Annotated in this window: 19 protein-coding genes and 1 pseudogene; 5 read left to right on the forward strand and 15 right to left on the reverse strand. The window is 35.4% G+C overall.

The features are described 5' to 3' along the window. Window positions 1-324: 324 nt before the first annotated feature. Genes BMF77_RS01910 through BMF77_RS01925 form a run of 4 tightly spaced genes read right to left on the reverse strand, consistent with a single transcriptional unit; the run spans window position 325 to window position 3,198 of the window. On the reverse strand, window positions 325-2,049 hold the full coding sequence (locus BMF77_RS01910) for a DnaJ domain-containing protein (protein ID WP_148760208.1): 1,725 nt from the start codon (window positions 2,047-2,049) through the stop codon (window positions 325-327). A gap of 59 nt (window positions 2,050-2,108) precedes the next feature. Continuing rightward, on the reverse strand, window positions 2,109-2,564 hold the full coding sequence (locus BMF77_RS01915) for a ferredoxin (protein ID WP_015080212.1): 456 nt from the start codon (window positions 2,562-2,564) through the stop codon (window positions 2,109-2,111). Further along, the gene (locus BMF77_RS01920; RefSeq protein WP_148760211.1) at window positions 2,564-2,950 is read right to left on the reverse strand and encodes a DUF1257 domain-containing protein; all 387 of its coding nucleotides are present in this window, start codon (window positions 2,948-2,950) and stop codon (window positions 2,564-2,566) included. The genes BMF77_RS01915 and BMF77_RS01920 overlap by 1 nt, the downstream gene beginning before the upstream one ends. Before the next feature lie 38 nt (window positions 2,951-2,988). Then, window positions 2,989-3,198: a DUF2997 domain-containing protein gene (locus tag BMF77_RS01925; protein WP_015080214.1), complete on the reverse strand. Its 210-nt coding sequence runs from the start codon at window positions 3,196-3,198 to the stop codon at window positions 2,989-2,991. Between the two features lie 453 nt (window positions 3,199-3,651). On the opposite strand from BMF77_RS01925, the gene BMF77_RS01930 reads away from it, so the two are divergent. Both BMF77_RS01930 and BMF77_RS01935 read left to right on the forward strand, forming a co-directional pair. Beyond that, window positions 3,652-4,509, forward strand: coding sequence for a peptidoglycan recognition family protein (locus BMF77_RS01930; protein ID WP_148760212.1), 858 nt, complete (start codon window positions 3,652-3,654; stop codon window positions 4,507-4,509). Between the two features lie 105 nt (window positions 4,510-4,614). Continuing rightward, a complete protein-coding gene (locus BMF77_RS01935) occupies window positions 4,615-5,493 on the forward strand; it encodes an Rpn family recombination-promoting nuclease/putative transposase (protein ID WP_015080216.1) in 879 nt (292 codons plus the stop codon). A 135-nt stretch (window positions 5,494-5,628) separates the two neighbouring features. On the opposite strand, the gene BMF77_RS01940 is transcribed toward BMF77_RS01935, so the two are convergent. The 3 genes from BMF77_RS01940 to ribBA all read right to left on the reverse strand — a co-directional run bounded on the left by BMF77_RS01940 (window position 5,629) and on the right by ribBA (window position 9,432). Next, window positions 5,629-6,264, reverse strand: coding sequence for an RloB family protein (locus tag BMF77_RS01940; RefSeq protein ID WP_148760214.1), 636 nt, complete (start codon window positions 6,262-6,264; stop codon window positions 5,629-5,631). Window positions 6,265-6,268: 4 nt separating this feature from the next. Next, a complete protein-coding gene (locus BMF77_RS01945) occupies window positions 6,269-7,561 on the reverse strand; it encodes an ATP/GTP-binding protein (RefSeq protein WP_148760216.1) in 1,293 nt (430 codons plus the stop codon). 197 nt (window positions 7,562-7,758) lie between these two features. After that, window positions 7,759-9,432: a bifunctional 3,4-dihydroxy-2-butanone-4-phosphate synthase/GTP cyclohydrolase II gene (ribBA, locus tag BMF77_RS01950; protein ID WP_148760218.1), complete on the reverse strand. Its 1,674-nt coding sequence runs from the start codon at window positions 9,430-9,432 to the stop codon at window positions 7,759-7,761. Window positions 9,433-9,693: 261 nt separating this feature from the next. Between ribBA and BMF77_RS01955 the strand changes: the two genes are divergently transcribed. Continuing rightward, window positions 9,694-10,455: a site-specific DNA-methyltransferase gene (locus BMF77_RS01955; protein WP_246863046.1), complete on the forward strand. Its 762-nt coding sequence runs from the start codon at window positions 9,694-9,696 to the stop codon at window positions 10,453-10,455. 16 nt (window positions 10,456-10,471) lie between these two features. On the opposite strand, the gene BMF77_RS01960 is transcribed toward BMF77_RS01955, so the two are convergent. Next, window positions 10,472-11,302: a ScaI family restriction endonuclease gene (locus BMF77_RS01960; protein ID WP_148760222.1), complete on the reverse strand. Its 831-nt coding sequence runs from the start codon at window positions 11,300-11,302 to the stop codon at window positions 10,472-10,474. Further along, window positions 11,303-11,524, reverse strand: a complete 222-nt coding sequence (locus BMF77_RS01965; protein ID WP_027400752.1) for a helix-turn-helix domain-containing protein — start codon at window positions 11,522-11,524, stop codon at window positions 11,303-11,305. 210 nt (window positions 11,525-11,734) lie between these two features. On the opposite strand from BMF77_RS01965, the gene argC reads away from it, so the two are divergent. Next, entirely contained in the window at window positions 11,735-12,793 is a 1,059-nt protein-coding gene (gene argC / locus BMF77_RS01970; protein WP_148760224.1) for an N-acetyl-gamma-glutamyl-phosphate reductase, read from the forward strand. Between the two features lie 87 nt (window positions 12,794-12,880). Here the strand turns inward: argC and eno (BMF77_RS01975) are convergent, their stop codons facing one another. Next, the gene (eno, locus tag BMF77_RS01975) at window positions 12,881-14,170 is read right to left on the reverse strand and encodes a phosphopyruvate hydratase (RefSeq protein ID WP_148760226.1); all 1,290 of its coding nucleotides are present in this window, start codon (window positions 14,168-14,170) and stop codon (window positions 12,881-12,883) included. Between the two features lie 444 nt (window positions 14,171-14,614). On the opposite strand from eno (BMF77_RS01975), the gene BMF77_RS28855 reads away from it, so the two are divergent. After that, entirely contained in the window at window positions 14,615-14,854 is a 240-nt protein-coding gene (locus BMF77_RS28855; RefSeq protein ID WP_148766743.1) for a class I SAM-dependent methyltransferase, read from the forward strand. Between the two features lie 633 nt (window positions 14,855-15,487). Here BMF77_RS28855 and BMF77_RS01985 read toward each other — a convergent pair. From BMF77_RS01985 to BMF77_RS02005, 5 genes and pseudogenes are all read right to left on the reverse strand, one after another. Then, on the reverse strand, window positions 15,488-15,823 hold the full coding sequence (locus BMF77_RS01985) for a XisI protein (RefSeq protein WP_148760228.1): 336 nt from the start codon (window positions 15,821-15,823) through the stop codon (window positions 15,488-15,490). Further along, entirely contained in the window at window positions 15,811-16,230 is a 420-nt protein-coding gene (locus BMF77_RS01990; RefSeq protein WP_027400758.1) for an element excision factor XisH family protein, read from the reverse strand. Before BMF77_RS01990 ends, BMF77_RS01985 begins: the two co-directional genes overlap by 13 nt. A gap of 33 nt (window positions 16,231-16,263) precedes the next feature. Further along, window positions 16,264-16,659, reverse strand: a pseudogene (gene eno, locus BMF77_RS01995) (phosphopyruvate hydratase); the annotation flags it as partial. 147 nt (window positions 16,660-16,806) lie between these two features. After that, window positions 16,807-18,306, reverse strand: coding sequence for a TolC family protein (locus tag BMF77_RS02000; RefSeq protein WP_148760230.1), 1,500 nt, complete (start codon window positions 18,304-18,306; stop codon window positions 16,807-16,809). Window positions 18,307-18,373: 67 nt separating this feature from the next. Next, window positions 18,374-19,555, reverse strand: a complete 1,182-nt coding sequence (locus tag BMF77_RS02005) for an ABC transporter permease (protein ID WP_148760232.1) — start codon at window positions 19,553-19,555, stop codon at window positions 18,374-18,376. Between the last annotated feature and the right edge of the window lie 68 nt (window positions 19,556-19,623).

The following is a 19,623-nucleotide window of genomic DNA, read 5'->3' on the forward strand; positions in this document are numbered from 1 at the left end:
AGATGCACCTTTAATTATTCTTTATGCCCTTTTCATGATAACTTTGAAATAGCAAATATCAATCCAGTCAAAATACTAAAACTCGGTCAATGTCAAAATCTAACTGCATCATATTTAGCAGTTTTTTCAATCTCTGAAAATGCACTTTATTCTCCGTGTAAAATCACTTCAATAGAGTATATCTGCTTAATCAGGAATTGATCATGGACATGACAAAATATATTATTCCCCTACAACTTAACAATTTATAACGTTTTTTCCGAATATGCAATATAAACAATTAAAAAAAATTGAGGTATTAATACTGATGAAGCGATATATATTTTACAAGCTATTCATAAGCTGAAACTTTTGATATGCTTGATTGACTGCTTGCATGGCAGTTTTGGCACTGACAGAAGTGTTAATATCAGGATGATATAATCTGGCTAATCTCAAGTAGGCAAGTTTGACATCTTTGGGGTGAGTTTTCGGTTCTATGCCTAAAATTTCCCACCATTCCCCAGTTAAGGGTAAATCATCACTGCTGTGAACCTGCCGCCAAATCTTGAGAGTGCCACCTTTACCACCACTAATCAATATTTTACCATCTGGACTGAAAGCTAGGGGACTAAACCCAGAAATAGTTTCTAGCAATTCCCCAGTTTCAAGATTCCAAAGTTTGATAATTCCATCTTGACTACTACTAGCAATAATTTTACCATCAGGGTGAATAGCGATCGCAGAAATGTCCGTTGAGTGTTTATTGAACGTGTATTGCAATTCCCCAGTATGGAGATTCCATAATTTGATTGTACTATCTGCACCACCACTAATCAGGGTTTGATTATCGGCAGTAATTGCTAATGTATTTACTGCTGCTAAATGCTGATTAATGGTATAAAGTGGTTCACCAGTTTGTAAATTCCAGATTCTGATAGTTTTATCAGCACTGCCACTAACAAGAGTTGTAGAATCAGGACTAATAGCAATAGCTAAAACTGCATCTGTATGTCCATTTAAAGTGTGTTTAATCGTTCCTGTATAACTTCCCCAAACTCTGATAGTTTTATCCGTACTACCACTAACAATAATATTACCATTGGGACTGAAAACAAGTGCATTAACAAAACCATTATGACTATAGGGAGAACTTAAATAAGAGAATGTGCGATTATATTTTTTTGTTTCTAATTCCCAACTGCTGATTTTCCGATCTACACTACCACTAATTACCTGTTTTCCGTCGGGACTAATAGCTACAGATAACACAGCTTCAGCTTGTCCAGAAAAAGTATATAGCAACTTTCCAGTTTGCAAATTCCATAAATTAACTTGTCTGTCATTGCTACCACTAACTAAGGTTTTATTATCAGGATGAATAGCAACACTATTCACGGTGGCTGTGTGTCCTTTGAGGGTTTTCACACATTGCCAAACTTCCGTTATTTGAGGAGTTATATTTAATATTTTGGGTTCAACTTCTGGTTTAAATTGAGGAGATTTACCTTGGATTTTGGACTTTAATTGTTTTAATTCTTCCTCAATTTCTAAAGCTGTAAATTTGGCATTTATATCATCACCAGATAGTTCTAGTAATGCTTCCAAATAATAATAATCATTATTTAAAACTTTTGTTTCCATGCGTTCAAAAACTTGCATGGGAGTTTCCCTAAATTCAGAATCATCTAATAATTTAGCCACACCATAAGCAGCAAGTCCTAAAACTGCACCAATTCCTGTCATTGATACTGTACCAATACCAAAAGCTAAACCAATTTTAGGTGCAACAAATCCTATGCCACCGATAACATTAGAAACGCCAACACCACCAATAGCACCAATACCCATTGCACCAAAAACGGCGCTATCCCCTGCTGTAATTCCTTTAAAAGCACCATAAGCAGCAGCGCCAACAACCGCACCGGCAACAGTTACAGCAGCAGCACCTATTCCCACACCACCAAAGCCTCCAGCTATTCCCATACCTCCGACTGTGGAGGAGATACCCGCACCTGTTAAAGTTCCGGTGGTGATGAATGCTGCACCTGTTTGAGATGTTGGTTTCATGCTTACGTCAGAATCAGGATTTATAGGATTTAAGGATTGAACACTAAGTTGCTGGTAATTTAAGAACTAGATTTTTTTAACTTTTGTTTTTTCCGGCGTTTTTCTGTAATGGCTACACCATGTTCTACGGGATAACCAGCTACGGGAATTACCTGATATTTTCTGTCTGCTTCTAAATTTTTCAGTTCTGTGTAATCAACCCAGTGAATACAATCAACAGGACAGGTATCTATGGCTTCTTGAACTACCTCTTCTATATCTCCATCTTGACGGAGGACACGCGATCGCCCATAATCTTCTTCAATGAAAAAAGTATTTCGGGCAACATGGGCGCAATGTTTACAGCCAATACAGGTAATTTCATCAACATAAACACCTTTTTGCCGCACTAATCCGCCTAATTCCGGTTCTAAACCAGAACGTTCGGGGACATCTCGCAAAAGACTCCCTAATTCTGGTTCTAAACCGGAACGGTTATATTCCTCTTCTGGTGACGACGGCGGCAAATTAGACATTACGCACTCCAGCGTTGTACTACTAGGCGAATAGAACCATCTTTCTGTTGTTGTTGTTCGGCTACCTGGAAGCCAACTTTAGTAGTTTCTTTAACTACTGTTTGATAAGCATAACGTTGAGTTACTTCACGAACAAACCCATCCACAGATAGATTTTGTTGCCAATATTGTAAATCTGCAACTAATTCGTATTCTTGACCATTCCATCTAAAACCGATATCGTAGCCATTTTGCTGTTCAATTGTGACTTCGGCTGCATGAGTTTGACCACGATAACCCCGCACCTCACCAGGTCCAGGTTTCCAGTCTATTCCCAAGTCAGAAAGGGCATCTTTCAAGGATTCCAGATTACGGATCTGTGTCTTAATTTGGCTAAAGTGTGACATGGTGGTTTGTAATCAATGAAATTAACTAGTTGGAAAACTTACCATTCGCTGTGGGCGGTTTGTGTATCCACCACACTATTTTGTTGCGGGTTAGTGGCAAAAAACTCTGAGGTTGGTTCATTACTCAACACTCGTCCTAGCTGGGCTTCTATGGCTGCTGTTACCTCAGTACAAGATGCACCGATAATACCGGTGACTTTTTCTTGGACTCGACCATCTGGATAAATGATGAATTCTAATGTTTCCATGCTTTGAAAGCCAACCTAGATAGTATATTTGAACTTTGCTGGTTTACCAGACCTACTCAAAATTTAGGGATAGGAACTTAGATACAAATTTGCCACTTGTTTCATAATGTTCCATATTTAAGCACATATATTTCATAATGTTTACAAAAGTTATTATTTTAGATTAGTATTTACGTTCGTTAGTTATAAGTTTCTCTTAACCTGATCAATTAGTCAAGATGAGGACTGCTAAAGACCAAAAATTATCAAAAATCTGATTAAATAAAGCTTGTAGGTAAAATCCCTAGTCAGGAATGAATATGAAAAAAATCTAAAATTCATTGAAAGATCTTATCATTATCATTGAATTGAACCAAGTCATAGGTTTTATACTGATGATCAGGTATAATTGTTACTGGCTCTGCCATGAATATTCACAAACATTACACTATATTACCAATTTTAAATAAAAACATGAGATTTAGAGACTGGGCGACTAGAGTAATACTAATTTTTTTGATGTTAGCTACCCTAACTTTGGCTGTATTCATTGGGGGTGCGAGACAACAACACAATCAGACAATTGCATCAACATCGGAAGGGACAACTGAGTATCAATATCCACCAGCGCAATTACAGTCAACAATAACTAAACCAGAAAAAAAGCGAAATTTAATCCCGTCTCCCGCAAAGATTAAAAAAATTAATCCTCTGTATATAACTACTAGAGATTTCGCTAATTATACACCTAATTTTGCCCAGGTTACAGTTGATCCTAGCAATTATGGCGATCGCTATACCGCAGATGTTAATGGTGTACCTTGTAATAATCAAGCCATTATTGTCCTTCATGAAACTACTAATTCTACTTCTAGCGCCATTAATTTTTTTCAAACACCTCATGATGATGAAAGTGTTCAAGCTAGTTATCATGCCATAATTACTTTAGAGGGAAAAGTTATTTATTTAGTTCCTCCAGAAAAACGCGCTTTTGGTGCTGGTAACTCAGTTTTCAAAGGTGTTAATGGTGTGGAAACTGTGCAAACTAATCCTAATTTACCCCCATCTGTAAATAATTTTGCTTATCATGTATCTCTAGAAACCCCGACCGATGCTTGGGGGAAAAGTAATATAGAAGCACATTCAGGATATACAGAAGCTCAATATAATTCTTTAGCTTGGTTAATTGCTCAAAGTCAAGTTCCAGATGATAGAATTACAACCCATCGTGCGGTAGATGTGGGGAATGGGAAAGTTGATCCTTTAAGTTTTGATGGTGAAAAGTTTCTCAAGAAATTGCATTCTTTTCGGCAATTACAAACTTTCAATTAGTTAGCAAAACAAAATTCTGAACATTTAATTTAGTTAAAACTTATGCAGAATCTCAAATAATGCGATTAAATTTAGAGGATATTTAACAAATAGATAGAATGCTTCATGCGTCGAGACTCCATTTTCTATAAACTATTTCAACAGTCTCCAACTTTGCTATTTGAACTGTTGACAAATCCACCCATAAATGCAGATGCTTACCGATTTGATTCGGTAGCTGTCAAAGAACCCAAGTTTGAAATAGATGGAGTATTTCTCCCCCCAGAAAATGAAGGTGCTGGGATTGTGTATTTCTGTGAGGTGCAGTTTCAAAAAGATGAACAACTTTATGAAAGAGTATTTGCAGAATCTTCACTATATTTCTATCGCAACCGCGTTAGATTTAGTGACTGGCAAGCAGTTATAATATATCCATCTCGCAATACCGAACAAAGGGACATTTACCCTCATAGAACCTTACTAAAAGGTGAACAAGTACATAGAGTGTATTTGAATGAATTGGGGGATATTCGTCAATTACCTCTATGGGTAGCATTGATGGTATTGACTACGGTGGAGGAAGAACAAGCGCCAGCAGCAGCACGGGATTTGTTAATAAGAACCCGTGAAGAAGATCCTCAACCATCAAGTCGCGCCATAATAGAGATGATCACGACTATCATGGTGTACAAGTTTGAAAAACTTAGCCGAATGGAGGTAGAGTCTATGCTAGGAATAACACTCAAGGAAACTAGAGTTTACCAAGAAATTAAGGAAGAAGGACGAGAGGAAGGACGAGAGGAAGGACGAGAAGAAGGACGAGAGGAAGCAACTGTTAATGTGATTATTCGACTGTTGACTAAGCGGTTTGGAAAAATCTCTGAGGAAATGCGTTCCTCAATTTCTAGTTTACCTTTGCCGGTTCTCGAAGATTTGAGCGAAGCATTGTTAGATTTTACCAGCTTTGCTGATATCCAAACTTGGTTAAAAGGGCGGGTAAATTAAATTATTTGGGCTGAATATTCGCGTAAGTTGCTAGTTAAGAAAAAAGGGAATAGGTGAAAACTAAAAACTTACCTATTTCCCAAATTACATTTTTTCGCCAGTTAAGAAGCGTTAATACTGCTAATAAATAATTGGTCATTCAAAGTTTTTTTGTTTTTGCAATTTATCAATTAGAATATGTACTCTTGTTGATGGTTTGGTACATCCATCTTCGTTGGGATGATTATTTTCTAGTTTAATAGCATGAATAATTGCTTTTTCTTGATTGGGTTTAAGTTTTTCATATAGTAATCTATCACTTTTATTATAAGTTTCTCCTTTTTGGAGAATACCCTCTTTTCTCATTTCTGATTCTAGCTTTGGACGTAATTCTTTGTAACTACTAAAGGGACTGGTAGTATAACAACAATGGAGTAAAAACCAAAATTCAAAACAGGGTATTGATGTTATAGATTCAACATTATATTTTTTTGCTGTGCTGAGAGCTTGTTTATATTTATCCGGTTTATTATCATCATCAAATATACAAAATACTTGATCATATTGTTGTTGTTGATATAGATCATAAGCTGTAGTTACAATCTCCAGAGGATCTCCACCATAAGCGGGAACTATTTTAACGTCAGTTGTTGATAATTTAAGTTCACGTTTTAGAGACTCAAAGTAATTATATTCTGTTTGTTCACCCTCAACTACAATTAAAAAGTATCCTCTAGGATTTTTATTCCCGGAACTTCGTTTTAAATGATTGGTAGATTTTCCCCGTGACATATTTTTAAATACTCAACCCATTAATAAAAGGAATAGCACCATAGCGACCTAATAGATAACCTTTTTGTAAAGATTCATCTTCACGAGGTCGAAAGTCGAACAATGAATATAGTTTTGTCATGCTGTTATCTTTCTCAGTAAACCATATTTGGTCAGGTCTGAATATTTCACCATCTAGCAGTGTAGTATCATGAGTTGTAAATATTAATTGAGCATTGTTTTTGTTAATTTCTGGATTATTAAACATTTTTATTAATGCTTTAGAAAGAACTGGGTGTAAACTTCTATCTATTTCATCTATTATTAATATTTCTCCATTTTGCAATACATATAACCAATATCCTGCTATTTCAAATAAGCGTTTTGTACCATCAGATTCTTCATCAATTTCAAATTCTACCGTTTTATCAGAGTCATTCATTTTATGTACAGTGATAATATCTAATCTGCCAAAATCAGGAATATCTTTGCTTATTGCGTTGATTCCTAGCTTCTGCATTTCCTGTTGAATTCGATGAATCATATCATCATTTAATGTTTCAGGTATAATTTCAATTTTTAGATCAGCAATACCTATATCTGCTTCATTTAGTAATTTAACCATATAATTATAATAACCTTCATTATTTGTATCATCAACTATGAAGGGTGTATCTATATGAAGAATAATTTTTAGTTCATCTTGGAAAAAATCGAATACCTCTGTTAATTGAGGATGATTATTTTGTGCAGCATGAGATATAAATAAAGAATTAGAACGAACAAATCTTTGAATACGCTTTTTTTCCCCTTTTAATCCTTTACCAAAAGACCATTTATAACCTTCATTTGGTTCAAATGTTGGATTATCTGGTAGATATTCACGAGAAAACCAGTTTTCTTGAACTTCATTTCGATAAGCAATTAACCACTCTTCAAATACTCGTTCTCGATTTAAAGAAACTCCATATTCATAACGAATTTTTTCATGAATAAAAATCACTTCAAAACTACTAGGCTTTTTTGCTGATTCACTATTTAATCTAAATGGTTCAACAGGTAATTTATCCCCAATTTGCATTCTACTAGCTGAGTTAATGACAAGATTTTTCAGCACTTGTATAGCTTTGAGTAAATTACTTTTACCTGAAGCATTTGGACCATAAATAGCAGCACTTGTAACTAAGCGTAAATCATCATTATTAGGGACAGGAAAAGTATTACTATCTAGCATGGTTTCATCTTCAGCAGCTACCATACTCAATGTTTGCTTTTCTTGGATTGAACGATAATTTTCTACACTAAATTCTACAAGCATGACTTTATTTTTAGTTGGTTATCCGTCTATAACCCACAAATTATTATAAATAGTAAAAATTATACTTTTTGTAATTGCTAATGTCTAGTTAATAGCAACTTTTATTTGTGGGGTTATTCAAGCATACATAAATAATCAACAAATAGCTCTAGTTATAAAACTAAAGCTATGATTAATCTATGGAAATTCAGCAAACCCTACTTACTAAAACTGTAAATGTGCTGTGTTTGAAAAATACCTTTTAAAGAAGAAGGTAGTACACCATCAGGGAAAGTTTGCCTATCTAACTGTACTTGCAAATTACTCAAAGGATCGCTACCTGTCGCAATCAGAAATTCCATTTTCTGAATATAGGGTAAAGTTGCAATTTCATCTAAAATCTGGCAGATTGCTTGCAGGTAAGGATGACCTTTTTGTTGATACCAATTGGATTCAGCAATATTCGCTTGGTCAAAACCTAAATGTACAGTTAAAGAGGGTTGATCAAATAAAGCGATTCCCAATGGACGGGCTTCTTCCTGTAACAATAAATGTTGATTTTTGGATAAATACCGTAATTTCTCTAATCGTTCATAACGTTCAGTCACGGATTCCGGTTCATCTTGCCAATGTATCGCTACTGTAACTAGATAAGTTTGTAACAGCATATGTCCCAATTTCTTAGCTTTAGTAGCTAGGTAATAGGAATTAAAATCATTAGACTCAATTAAGAGGGGAACACGATCTACCACGTCTAATCCATAACCTTTAACACCAGCGATTTTACGGGGATTATTAGTGATCAAACGAATTTTTTTAATACCCAAATCCATGAGAATTTGCGCCCCCATGCCATAATCACGCAAATCAGCGGGAAATCCTAACCGCTCATTTGCTTCCACTGTATCTAGTCCCATATCCTGCAAAGAATAGGCTTTCAACTTGTTAACTAAACCTATGCCCCGTCCCTCCTGACGTAGGTAAACAACGACACCTTGACCAGCATTTTCAATCATTTTTAATGCGGCTTGTAACTGCATCCGACAGTCACAGCGCAGAGAACCTAAAGCATCTCCTGTTAAACATTCCGAGTGCATTCGCACCATCACAGCTTCATCTCGGAAATTTGCCGGATCTCCCTTGACAATGGCAACGTGTTCTGTATTATCTAGGGTGTGACGGTAGCCGTAAATATCAAATTGACCGAACTGGCTGGGGAGTTTGGTAATGATTTCTCGATATATCAGGCGATCATTTTGGAGACGATAACTGATTAAATCAGCAATGCTAATAATTTTCAGGTGATGATTTTTGGCATATTCCATTAACTGATGTAACCGCGCCATTGAACCATCAGAGTTTTGAATTTCGCAAATTACCCCGGCTGGATAGAGTCCCGCTAGTCTGGATAGGTCTACAGCGGCTTCTGTATGTCCAGCCCGTTTGAGTACGCCTCCCGGTCTAGCCCGCAGGGGAAAAATATGACCTGGACGGCGTAATTCTTCCGGTTTTGTGTCTGGGTTGAGGGCGACTTGGATGGTGCGGGCGCGGTCTTCGGCGGAAATGCCAGTGCTAACGCCCAAATGGGGACCAGCATCAATACTAACAGTAAAGGCGGTTTGGTTAGTATCTGTGAGTTTGCTGACCATTAATGGTAAGTCTAGTTCATCAAGGCGATCGCCTGTCATTGCCAAACAAATCAGCCCTCTGGCTTCTACAGCCATGAAGTTGATCATATCCGGGGTGGCAAATTGGGCGGCGCAAATTAAATCACCTTCATTTTCTCGATTTTCGTCATCTACAACAACGATGACACGACCGGCTTTGAGATCGGCCAAAGCGGACTCAATAGGATCAAATTTAAAGGTTTGGGTAATATTAGGCTGTGACACAGAAAATTTCCAGCTATTAACGTAAAGTTTTTTAACAATTTCTTATTTTAGATTGTAGCTTGTTTATCGGAATTAGAGCTTTTGTGAGATAACTAAACTGTTACTTGCTAATAAAATAGTTCATATATACTATCAGCAGTTTAGAGTACCATATACACAGATTATTAAGCTATGAATTTCAATGATATAAGTAAATTACTAGGTAAACCCTACTTTCAAACGTCTAATTGTCTCATTTACAATTTAGATTGTTTAGAGGCAATGAAAATTTTACCAGATGAATCAATTAATTTAACTGTCACCAGTCCGCCGTATAATATTGGCAAGGAATATGAAAATTTATTGCCATTAGACGATTATATAAATTGGTGTGAACAATGGATAAAAGAAGTTTATCGTCTGACTTTATGTGATGGAGCTTTTTGGCTAAATTTAGGTTATTTATCTATTAAAAATCGTGCTAAAGCAATTCCTATTTCCTATTTACTTTGGGATAAAATTCCTTTTTATTTAATTCAGGAAATTGTTTGGAATTATGGTGCTGGAGTCGCAGGAAGTAAGTTCTTTTCACCTAGAAATGAGAAATTTTTATGGTATGTAAAAAATTCAGAAGCTTATACTTTTAATCTTGACGATATTCGTGATACTAATGTTAAATATCCCAATCAAAAAAAGAATGGTAAAATCAGGGTTAATCCTTTAGGTAAAAATCCTACTGATGTTTGGGAATTTCCGAAAGTAACTTCTGGACAAAACCGATCTTCAAAAGAAAGAACACCACACCCAGCACAGTTTCCCTCTGCTGTCATTCAAAGAATAATTCAAGCATCTTCAAATCAAAATCAAATTATCCTAGATCCATTTTTGGGTTCAGGTACTACTGCTATGGTAGCTTTAGATTTAAATCGGCTAGTAATTGGTTTTGAAATTCGTCAAGATTACTGTGATATTGCTGCTAATAGAATTGAAACTTTTTTGAAAGAACAAAGTTGTCAAGTAGAACAAATGTCTTTATTTCTATAAAGGTATTTTTGTATTTTTAAGTTAACCACCACCAAACACTATTTATTATGTTTTTACCCAGCGCAAATTTTTCAATCCCCGAATTCAATTTAAGTATATTGTGATATTTTTCCTGCGCTTTGGCTTTTTTAACAGTTTGATTATTACCTTGATAATCACTTAATTCCTGAATAATTTTTATTCCTTCCTTATTCATCTCATTCGCAATTACATCACCAACTTTGCATAATAAATTAACAGGAGAATCTAAAATATATTCTCCTGATATTGTAAAAAGTTTATGCTCATAGACTTTTTGATCTAAACCAGATGCCTGACCTGTTGCTGATTTTTGTGCATTCCAATCTTCATGGTCTATCCAACCGAATCTTAATAATGTTAAACTTTGCTGGTAGAAATTAGCTGTAATATAATAACCAGACTTTTCTTTTTTAGCAAGCTCCTCATTATTTTCATCTTTTGCTTTTTGACCATAGCTGCGATTTCCAAAAATTTTTGTGCCAAGCTGACCAGAAGTTTTTATCTCTATTGAATATCTTGTATCCTTTAGATAAACAATATCTTTTTCATCTTTACTTTGTGTTCCTCTCCATTCCTCTGGATAACGCTTTTGCAATTCTTTGGCAAAGAGTTTTTCAAAAAAATAACCCACCATAATAGCTGGTGGATCAATTTCTGCCAGGCTCAAATATGTGTCTTCCTCTCCTATTTTTGTTTGCCATAAAAGCTGCCAACTCTTTAAAGCAACCTCTCTAATAACATTTGGCTTGAGAGGATGTTCTTCTATCAGTTCTTTTGTTTTATCTGCCCATTTTTCAACTGGAATACTGGCATAAGGAAATACCATTTAGTCTAAACCTTTTAATAATTCACTGGGTGACATTCCCAAAGCCTGAGCAATACGGATAATATTTAACAAAGCAATATTTCTTTCACCACGTTCAACACCACCGATGTAGTTGCGATGTAGTCCTGACAGTTCTGCTAACTGTTCTTGGGAAAGATTTTGTGCTTTTCTGATTGTGCGAATGTATTCGCCAAATTTTTGAAGTTGAGAATTTTCTGTCACATAGCAAACATAATCTTTAGTGGTACTGATTTTATACACACTATGAGTGTGATTATTTTTTAAAGATATTTGTGATTATAGGTACGCTAAAAGATCCGCTTTGCTATACAATGCAGCGAAAGTTCAATCAGAAGTCATCAGTAATTAGTTAGTAGCTTGACTGCTGATGATTGATAATAGATAACTAAAAGTAGATAAGGATTTAAGATCATGGGAAATTTAAGACGCGTACCAGTTGGAATTGTTGGCGCGTCAGGGTATGGCGGAGTACAGCTAGTGCGACTGCTGATGGATCATCCTCAAGTGGAAATTGTTTATTTAGGTGGTGAAAGTAGTGCAGGTAAATCCTTTGCTGACCTTTACCCACAGTTCGGTAATATAGTAAATTTGCCCATTGAAGCAGTACAACCGGATATTATTGCTAGTCGTTGTGAAGTGGTATTTCTGTCTTTACCCAATGGACTGGCTTGCCAAATTGCTCCCCAACTTATAGAAAAAGGTTGTAAGGTACTGGATCTGAGTGCTGATTATCGCTTTGGTGATTTGAAAACTTATACAGATTGGTATGGTACAGAAAGAAGCGATCGCACCATAGCCGCGACAGCAGTTTATGGTTTACCAGAATTATACCGCGATCGCATTGCCGAATCAAATCTAATTGGCTGTCCCGGTTGCTATCCTACAGCCAGTTTACTGGCACTTTCCCCACTTTTAAAACAAGGGTTAATAGTTCCCGAAACAGCCATTATTGATGCCAAATCCGGCACATCTGGGGGCGGCAGACAAGCCAAAGTTAACCTGTTGTTAGCCGAAGCTGATAACTCTCTAGGTGCTTATAACGTCGGTAGACACCGCCACACCCCAGAAATTGAGCAAATTTGTAGTGAATTGGCAGGTCATGACGTAAAAATCCAATTTACACCCCACCTCATCCCTATGGTGCGGGGGATTTTAGCCACTGTGTACGCCACTATGCGCGATCCTGGTTTAGTCCGTGATGACCTGATTACCATCTACAGTGCCTTTTATCGTAATTCCCCTTGGGTGAAAATCTGCAATAGTGGCACTTATCCCCAAACTAAATGGGCGTGTGGCAGTAACAATTGTTATATCGGCATAGAAGTTGACCCCCGCACTGGTCGCGTTATCGTCATGTCAGCCATTGACAACCTGATAAAAGGTCAAGCCGGTCAAGCAATTCAATGTATGAACCTGATGCTAGGCTGGCATGAAACCTTGGGATTACCTAAAGTTGGGTTTTATCCTTAATTCGGTAATGGGTAATGGGTAATGGGTAATGGGTAATGCTGTTTACAATCACCAATCACCAATCACCAATTACCAATCACCAATTGCCTATTTTGGTCCTAAACCAACAGTACCAGCATAGACGGCGCGATCGCCTAATTCATCCTCAATTCTGAGTAAACGATTGTATTTTGCTACCCGTTCACTGCGACACAGAGAACCGGTTTTAATTTGACCGGCGCGAGTAGCTACTGCTAAATCAGCAATGGTTGTATCTTCAGTTTCACCGGAACGATGGCTAATTACTGAACGGAAACCGTTGCGAGTGGCTAAATCAATGGTTTCCAAAGTTTCAGTTAGAGAACCGATTTGATTCAACTTAATCAAAATCGAGTTAGCGGCTTTTTGTTCAATGCCTTTTTGTAAGCGAGTAGCATTGGTGACAAATAAATCATCACCCACCAATTGTACTTTTGAGCCAATTTTCTGAGTTAGTAATTGCCAACTTTGCCAATCTTCCTCATGTAAACCATCTTCAATGGAAACAATGGGATATTGGTCAACCAACTGACCTAAATAATCAATAAACTCAACAGGACTATGGGATTTACCATCATAAACATATTGTCCATTTTTGTAAAATTCACTTGCAGCCACGTCTAAGGCTAAAGCTACTTCTTCACCGGGTTTGTAACCAGCTTGTTTAATTGCAGCTACCAACAATTCTAAAGCCACTTGGTTAGATTCTAGATTAGGTGCAAAACCACCTTCATCACCCACACCAGTCAGCAAACCTTTATCATCTAACACTTTGCTGAGAGTCGCAAATACTTCCGCACCCCAACGCAATGCTTCTTTAAAAGAAGGCGCACCGATAGGAACAATCATAAACTCTTGAAAATCAACGTTATTAGATGCGTGCGCTCCACCGTTGATCACATTCATTAAAGGGACTGGCAATAGATTCGCCAAAGGTCCACCTAAATAGCGATAGAGAGGAATATCCAAAGCTGCTGCACCTGCTTTAGCTGCTGCTAAGGAAATACCTAAAATGGCATTTGCACCTAAGTTAGATTTGTTAGCTGAACCATCTGTAGCAATCATTGTCCGGTCTAACAATTCTTGGTTGAGGACATCCAAACCTAATAATTTGGGTGCTAATATCTCATTGGCGTTTTTTACCGCGGTGAGGACTCCTTTACCACCATAACGGCTTTTATCCCCATCCCGCAGTTCATGGGCTTCAAATGTGCCTGTAGAAGCCCCGCTAGGAACTTGTGCGAGTCCCACTGCACCACCAGCTAAATGTACTTCCGCTTCTAGTGTAGGTCTTCCCCGTGAGTCGAGGATTTCGCGGGAGACAATGGCTTCAATAGCGGTGTCTAGAAATTTAGTCATTCGTGGTTTGTCCTTGATTTTGAGTATGTCGTCAGGGTTTAACCTTTACAGTTTACTAATAACCCAATCGCTAGTTTATGTGTTTCTGGGGGAAAATCGGCTGAGATTAAAGAAGATTTCCAATAGTGGGGGCAATGGTAAACTTTTACTGAGTAAAAAGTAAAACGTAGACAAACAATCGCTACATCTGTAGTTAAATATGTGTAGAGACTATGTAACGAATAATTACAAAAATCTTTATTTGCTAATATAAATTCATCTGGTATGTTTTATACTGAAATAAATAAAATTTCTATATATATCTATGATTTAGCTAGAATCAACTTTTTCTTATCAAACCCTTTACCTTTAGTTCATTTATTATGTTGATATTTGCTAAAATCAACTTTTTCTTATCAAACCCTTTAGTTCAAGCATTGTTAGGAGCTAAGGTTATTAAATAAAATAAAAACAAAAAATAAAGTTATACTTGATGTTGGTAGCGGCTTCGGTAGAATGCAAAAGCTTTATTCTGAGTCGAAAACAATTATTAACATTGACATTTCTGAGGCTATGCTAAAAAAAGCTAAAGAGATATCAACTCTATCATCAGTTGTTTATTATAAAGCTGATATTAACAAATTACCTTTTGAAAATCAATATTTTGATGTAATTTTTGCAATGCAAATTATGATGCACTTATAGAATCCATTCAATACATTAAAATATTTATCTACTTTTCTAAGTAAAAATGGAGAAATATGGACTGATTTCACTTGTAACGAAGAAATTACCAAGAAAAACTTTTATCAAGAGTCTTTTATGAGTAGAATTTATTCGGAAAAATGTGTAATTGATTCTTGTCTTAATGCTAATTTTTCTATAGGTGATTTAATAAGAATACCAGATAAACATGGTAATTATTGGTTGATTCTCAATTTGCAAAAAACAACAAACTAAAGAATAAACAAACAAACTATACTAAAAACGGCTTAATCGTTCGATTCTATCGGTAGGGGGTTTAGCAGTGCTAAACCCCCTACAAATCTATGTTTTTCCTAATCCTGTAAAAGTTAATTTCCCAACCGTGTTTAGTATACCAAATAGGTTGAACATATAGCGGTATGCACTTGAGTGAGATACAGTCAGTAAATCGCAAAACCTGTAGTGGCAGGTAAACACCGTACTCAATTGTATTGTATCCAACCCATAATTGCTATATCAAAAGATGGCTGAAATTGAGAAAAGCCACACCAATTTTAATGAAGCTATTCGACTATTCAACGAAATGGAAGCACCCAAGCAAGTTGAGAAAGTGGAAAAAGCAAAAATTCAAAATTAAGCTACAGAAAAATCTGTAAACTGCCGATATTCAGGACGAATAAACCCTAAAATAATATCATCCTTTTCTACTCCTAATTCCAATAATTCCGCAGTTATTCCCCTTTCTGTACCATCCCATTCAATGCAGATTTTACCATCAATAATTCGCAGATGAAATACCACTGCATGAACCCTACCTGTTTTATCCCAACCTGTATCCATTAACAAATAATTATCAGATTCTTGATCACAAATACACAAAGCCTCAATTTTTCCATGACTAGGTTGATATTGAGCGTGTTTTTTCACAATACTAACTATAATTCTTCTGTATTTTTCTAACTTATCCATTGTACAATTACCTCCTGAATTGGATCGAAAATAATGTAATTAATCTGCTGTTGATCACTTAAAATATCTTGAATAGCTGGTTTAAGAAAAAAGTCTTGATAAGCAGCTTCAGGAATCGCTAAATATAATTTACGTTCTGGATTGATTCTTTTAATTAAACTAACATAAATATTATATTGTCCTAATGTTTTTTCTAATTCTGTAATTAAAGAAGGGCTATTAAAAACTTTTATTTCAATTACAATCTTTTGCTGCATCTTCTGGGCAGCAAATAATTTTTCTGCTCCTAAATCAGCATATAAACGCAAGCCTTTGTATTCTAGTATAAAGGGGTCATCGGTAATTACCCATCCATCTTTGGTTAGAGCATTTTTAACTTGATTGTGATATAAATCGTACTGTGGCATTACTAAATCAAGAATATTAACTTTAGCCTAACAAAAACCACCTTCATCACCCACACCAGTCAGCAAACCTTTATCATCTAACACTTTGCTGAGAGTCGCAAATACTTCCGCACCCCAACGCAATGCTTCTTTAAAAGAAGGCGCACCGATAGGAACAATCATAAACTCTTGAAAATCAACGTTATTAGATGCGTGCGCTCCACCGTTGATCACATTCATTAAAGGGACTGGCAATAGATTCGCCAAAGGTCCACCTAAATAGCGATAGAGAGGAATATCCAAAGCTGCTGCACCTGCTTTAGCTGCTGCTAAAGAAATACCTAAAATGGCATTTGCGCCTAAGTTAGATTTGTTAGCTGAACCATCTGTAGCAATCATTGTCCGGTCTAACAATTCTTGGTTGAGGACATCCAAACCTAATAATTTGGGAGTATGGAAGGAAACACGGAATTTGTCTGAATCAGGATATTCAGGATTACAGGATGTACAGGATTATTTATACTTTACTTATTTTGAATACATCAATTGCCATTTTCAATATTTATGTACACAATCCTGAAAATCCTCATAATAGTATTATTTAACCCATTTACTCGAAGTAATTCCCAAAAATTGTTCTAATTGAGTGATACTATTAAGATGATTAATGATAGCATTAAGTTCTTGATTTTGAGCATCAACCAAACTTTTTTCAAAGTTAATAATATCCGTCATTGAAATATTACTACTTAATCTCATTCTTTCCTTAGCATTTATCACTTTTGATGCTGCTAACTTTTGTGCTTGCTGTGCTAATTCAATCTGCTTAAAAGTATCTTTGACATTACGAGTTTTATTTTTCAACTCCTCATTCAAATTATCCTGAGTTTTTGCTAGAGTGTAATTAGCATTTTGTAAGCTAATCTCACTTTTAACTACAGCATTATCTTGACTGAGATTACCAAACTCCCGATTTAAGACTAAAGACGAACTCAAATTATTTGTATCTTGAGTATTAGAAGCACTATTAAACCCATAACTCACATTTAATTTTAAATCCAATTGTTGTTGATTTTTAGCTTCTGTTATCCCAAATTTAGAATTTTCCACAGCATTAACAGCAGCAAGATAACCAGTATTATTCGCTTTAGCTAATTCTAGCATTTCTGTAAAAGCTGGTAAATTTAAACTTGTTGGAGGATCAGGTTTTTCCAGAGCAATTAGTTTTTTTGTTATGGGTAAATCTATAATTTTAGTTAATTCAGAAATTGCTTGTTCTAAACTGGATTGTGTATTCACTAAATTTACTTCTTGTTGAGCAATATCAGCTTGACGCTCAACCAGATCATTTTTAGGAATTCTCCCAAATTCAAATAATGCTTGTAATCTCTCTAAATCTTTTTTAGCATTAGCAAAAGATAATTGTTCAATTTTCAATCTTTCTTGAGCTAACAATAAACTTCTATAACTAACTATAGTATTAGTAATTGTTTGAGAAGTAGTATTTTTGAGATTCAAAATATTAGCATTTTCTGTCAATCTTGCTCTTTGAATACTCAGAGTATTTAATCCTGTGCCAAAACCCTTTAATAAAGGTTGACTAAAATTAAGATTAACACTTTGACTCAGAGTATTTGTATCTGAGGAAGTATCTAATGAGCTAGTACGAGATAAAAGATTTTGTCCTTGCCATGTTAAACTTAAATTACCACCTGTAGGAATTTTTAAATTGAAATTAGCACCCAAAAGCGCAGTTGTATTATTATTGGTGTTATTACCAGTTTGATTATTAGTCACATTTAAAGATAGCTGTGGTGTAAAAGTTGGATTAAATTGAGATTCAGTTTCAGCTAATTGTTTTTGATCTAAAATACGTTGTAGATACGCTATTTTTAAATCTCGATTATTTTGTAAAGCTAAATAAACAGCATCAGCTAATTTTAAAGATAACTCCTGACTAGAGTTATTTAATAGTAATTGTAAATCAGAATTAGATTTTGGTAAATTTTGGTGATTAGGCATATTTTGACATTTTCCTAAACCCGGAAATAGGAAAATCACAAGCAAAGATGATATTGGTAATAAAAAACGATTCATAGTAAAAAAATTAAGTAGGTTGGGTTGACGCAAGGAAACCCAACATTAACATTATTCTCAACTTTACTTATTGGGAACGTAAAGCTTCAACAGGATCTAATTTACTAGCTCTCAGCGCAGGTAGAAAACTAGAAACAATACCCACTATAATAGCAGAACTCAGAGAAACTAAAGGAGTTTGATAACCAAATTGATAGGGTAAATTCAAGAGAGTTACAGTCATAATAGTAATTCCTTGTACTGTAGCTATTGCAATTATTCCTCCTGTCATACTAATAAAAGTTGCTTCTAGTAAAAACTGAATTAAAATATTCTTTTGAGTAGCACCAATAGCGCGTCTTAACCCAATTTCTGGAGTTCGTTCTACAACTGATGCTATAGTAATATTAGCAATTCCCACACCTCCTACAAATAAAGAAATACTCCCGATAACCAAGAGGATAATAGTTACACCATTTAAGACTTTTTCTAAACTTTTCACCTGTTCAATATTGCTAGAAGCGTAAATATCTACATTAGGAAATCTTTTCTTTAAAATGCTAGTTGCTTGATTTTGGATTTGTTCTATATTTTCTGCATTCTTAGGAGTAATGGTAATTTTATCGAAGAAAGGACTTGATTTGAGAGATTGATAAACAGATAAAGGAATTAATATCAATCCTTGTTCATCACCCCAAGTATTACTGTTTCTAGTTTGGATAACCCCTTGAATATAATAAGACTTATTTTGAAAAGTAATCATTTTTCTTAACGGATTTTTACCTTTAAATAGTTTTTGTGCGAGTAATTGATCTATAACAATAACTGAGCGGGTTTGTTGTAAATCATTAACTGTAAAAAACTTCCCACCAATTAATTTTCTTCCCGACATAGGTAAAAAATCTGGTGTTACTGCTTGACTTTCCACATTGATTTTTTGAGTTCCCCAAAAAATAGCATCATTACCACCATTTTGTACAGGAGCGATATATTTCCAACCAGATAAATTTGTTTTTAACCATTCTAAATCTTCACTTTGATATTTTTCTAGTTGAGACGTAACCGAATTATAAGGAGACTGAATAGAAATTTGCGGAGATTCCATTTTTTGTAATTGCGTCTTTAAATATATTTTTCCAATATCACTTACTTGTAATGTTCCACTCACAGCAAATACACCCATAAATACACCTAAACTACTCAGAAATGAGCGCAAGGGATTACTGCGTAAAGAGCTAGATGTTAAAGATAATAAATCATTGATGTTCATGGGAGTAAATATGTTAAATTTATTCTTTGTTATCGGTAAGGTTTTAAAAGAAGCCAGGGAATAAATTC

It is taken from the genome of Dolichospermum sp. UHCC 0315A, assembly GCF_008121535.1.
GTDB lineage: Bacteria > Cyanobacteriota > Cyanobacteriia > Cyanobacteriales > Nostocaceae > Dolichospermum > Dolichospermum lemmermannii.

What these genes read in the sequence shown, in the direction of transcription:
- BMF77_RS01955 (WP_246863046.1), top strand. Translation starts at nt 9,694, where the DNA reads ATGAAAATTTTACCAGATGAATCAATTAATTTAACTGTCACCAGTCCG.
- BMF77_RS01925 (WP_015080214.1), bottom strand. Translation starts at nt 3,198, where the DNA reads ATGGAAACATTAGAATTCATCATTTATCCAGATGGTCGAGTCCAAGAA.
- BMF77_RS01935 (WP_015080216.1), top strand. Translation starts at nt 4,615, where the DNA reads ATGCGTCGAGACTCCATTTTCTATAAACTATTTCAACAGTCTCCAACT.
- BMF77_RS01990 (WP_027400758.1), bottom strand. Translation starts at nt 16,230, where the DNA reads ATGCCACAGTACGATTTATATCACAATCAAGTTAAAAATGCTCTAACC.
- eno (WP_148760226.1), bottom strand. Translation starts at nt 14,170, where the DNA reads ATGACTAAATTTCTAGACACCGCTATTGAAGCCATTGTCTCCCGCGAA.
- BMF77_RS01910 (WP_148760208.1), bottom strand. Translation starts at nt 2,049, where the DNA reads ATGAAACCAACATCTCAAACAGGTGCAGCATTCATCACCACCGGAACT.
- BMF77_RS01920 (WP_148760211.1), bottom strand. Translation starts at nt 2,950, where the DNA reads ATGTCACACTTTAGCCAAATTAAGACACAGATCCGTAATCTGGAATCC.
- BMF77_RS01945 (WP_148760216.1), bottom strand. Translation starts at nt 7,561, where the DNA reads ATGCTTGTAGAATTTAGTGTAGAAAATTATCGTTCAATCCAAGAAAAG.
- BMF77_RS02005 (WP_148760232.1), bottom strand. Translation starts at nt 19,555, where the DNA reads ATGAACATCAATGATTTATTATCTTTAACATCTAGCTCTTTACGCAGT.
- BMF77_RS01985 (WP_148760228.1), bottom strand. Translation starts at nt 15,823, where the DNA reads ATGGATAAGTTAGAAAAATACAGAAGAATTATAGTTAGTATTGTGAAA.
- BMF77_RS01960 (WP_148760222.1), bottom strand. Translation starts at nt 11,302, where the DNA reads ATGGTATTTCCTTATGCCAGTATTCCAGTTGAAAAATGGGCAGATAAA.
- BMF77_RS01915 (WP_015080212.1), bottom strand. Translation starts at nt 2,564, where the DNA reads ATGTCTAATTTGCCGCCGTCGTCACCAGAAGAGGAATATAACCGTTCC.
- BMF77_RS01930 (WP_148760212.1), top strand. Translation starts at nt 3,652, where the DNA reads ATGAGATTTAGAGACTGGGCGACTAGAGTAATACTAATTTTTTTGATG.
- BMF77_RS02000 (WP_148760230.1), bottom strand. Translation starts at nt 18,306, where the DNA reads ATGAATCGTTTTTTATTACCAATATCATCTTTGCTTGTGATTTTCCTA.
- BMF77_RS01940 (WP_148760214.1), bottom strand. Translation starts at nt 6,264, where the DNA reads ATGTCACGGGGAAAATCTACCAATCATTTAAAACGAAGTTCCGGGAAT.
- argC (WP_148760224.1), top strand. Translation starts at nt 11,735, where the DNA reads ATGGGAAATTTAAGACGCGTACCAGTTGGAATTGTTGGCGCGTCAGGG.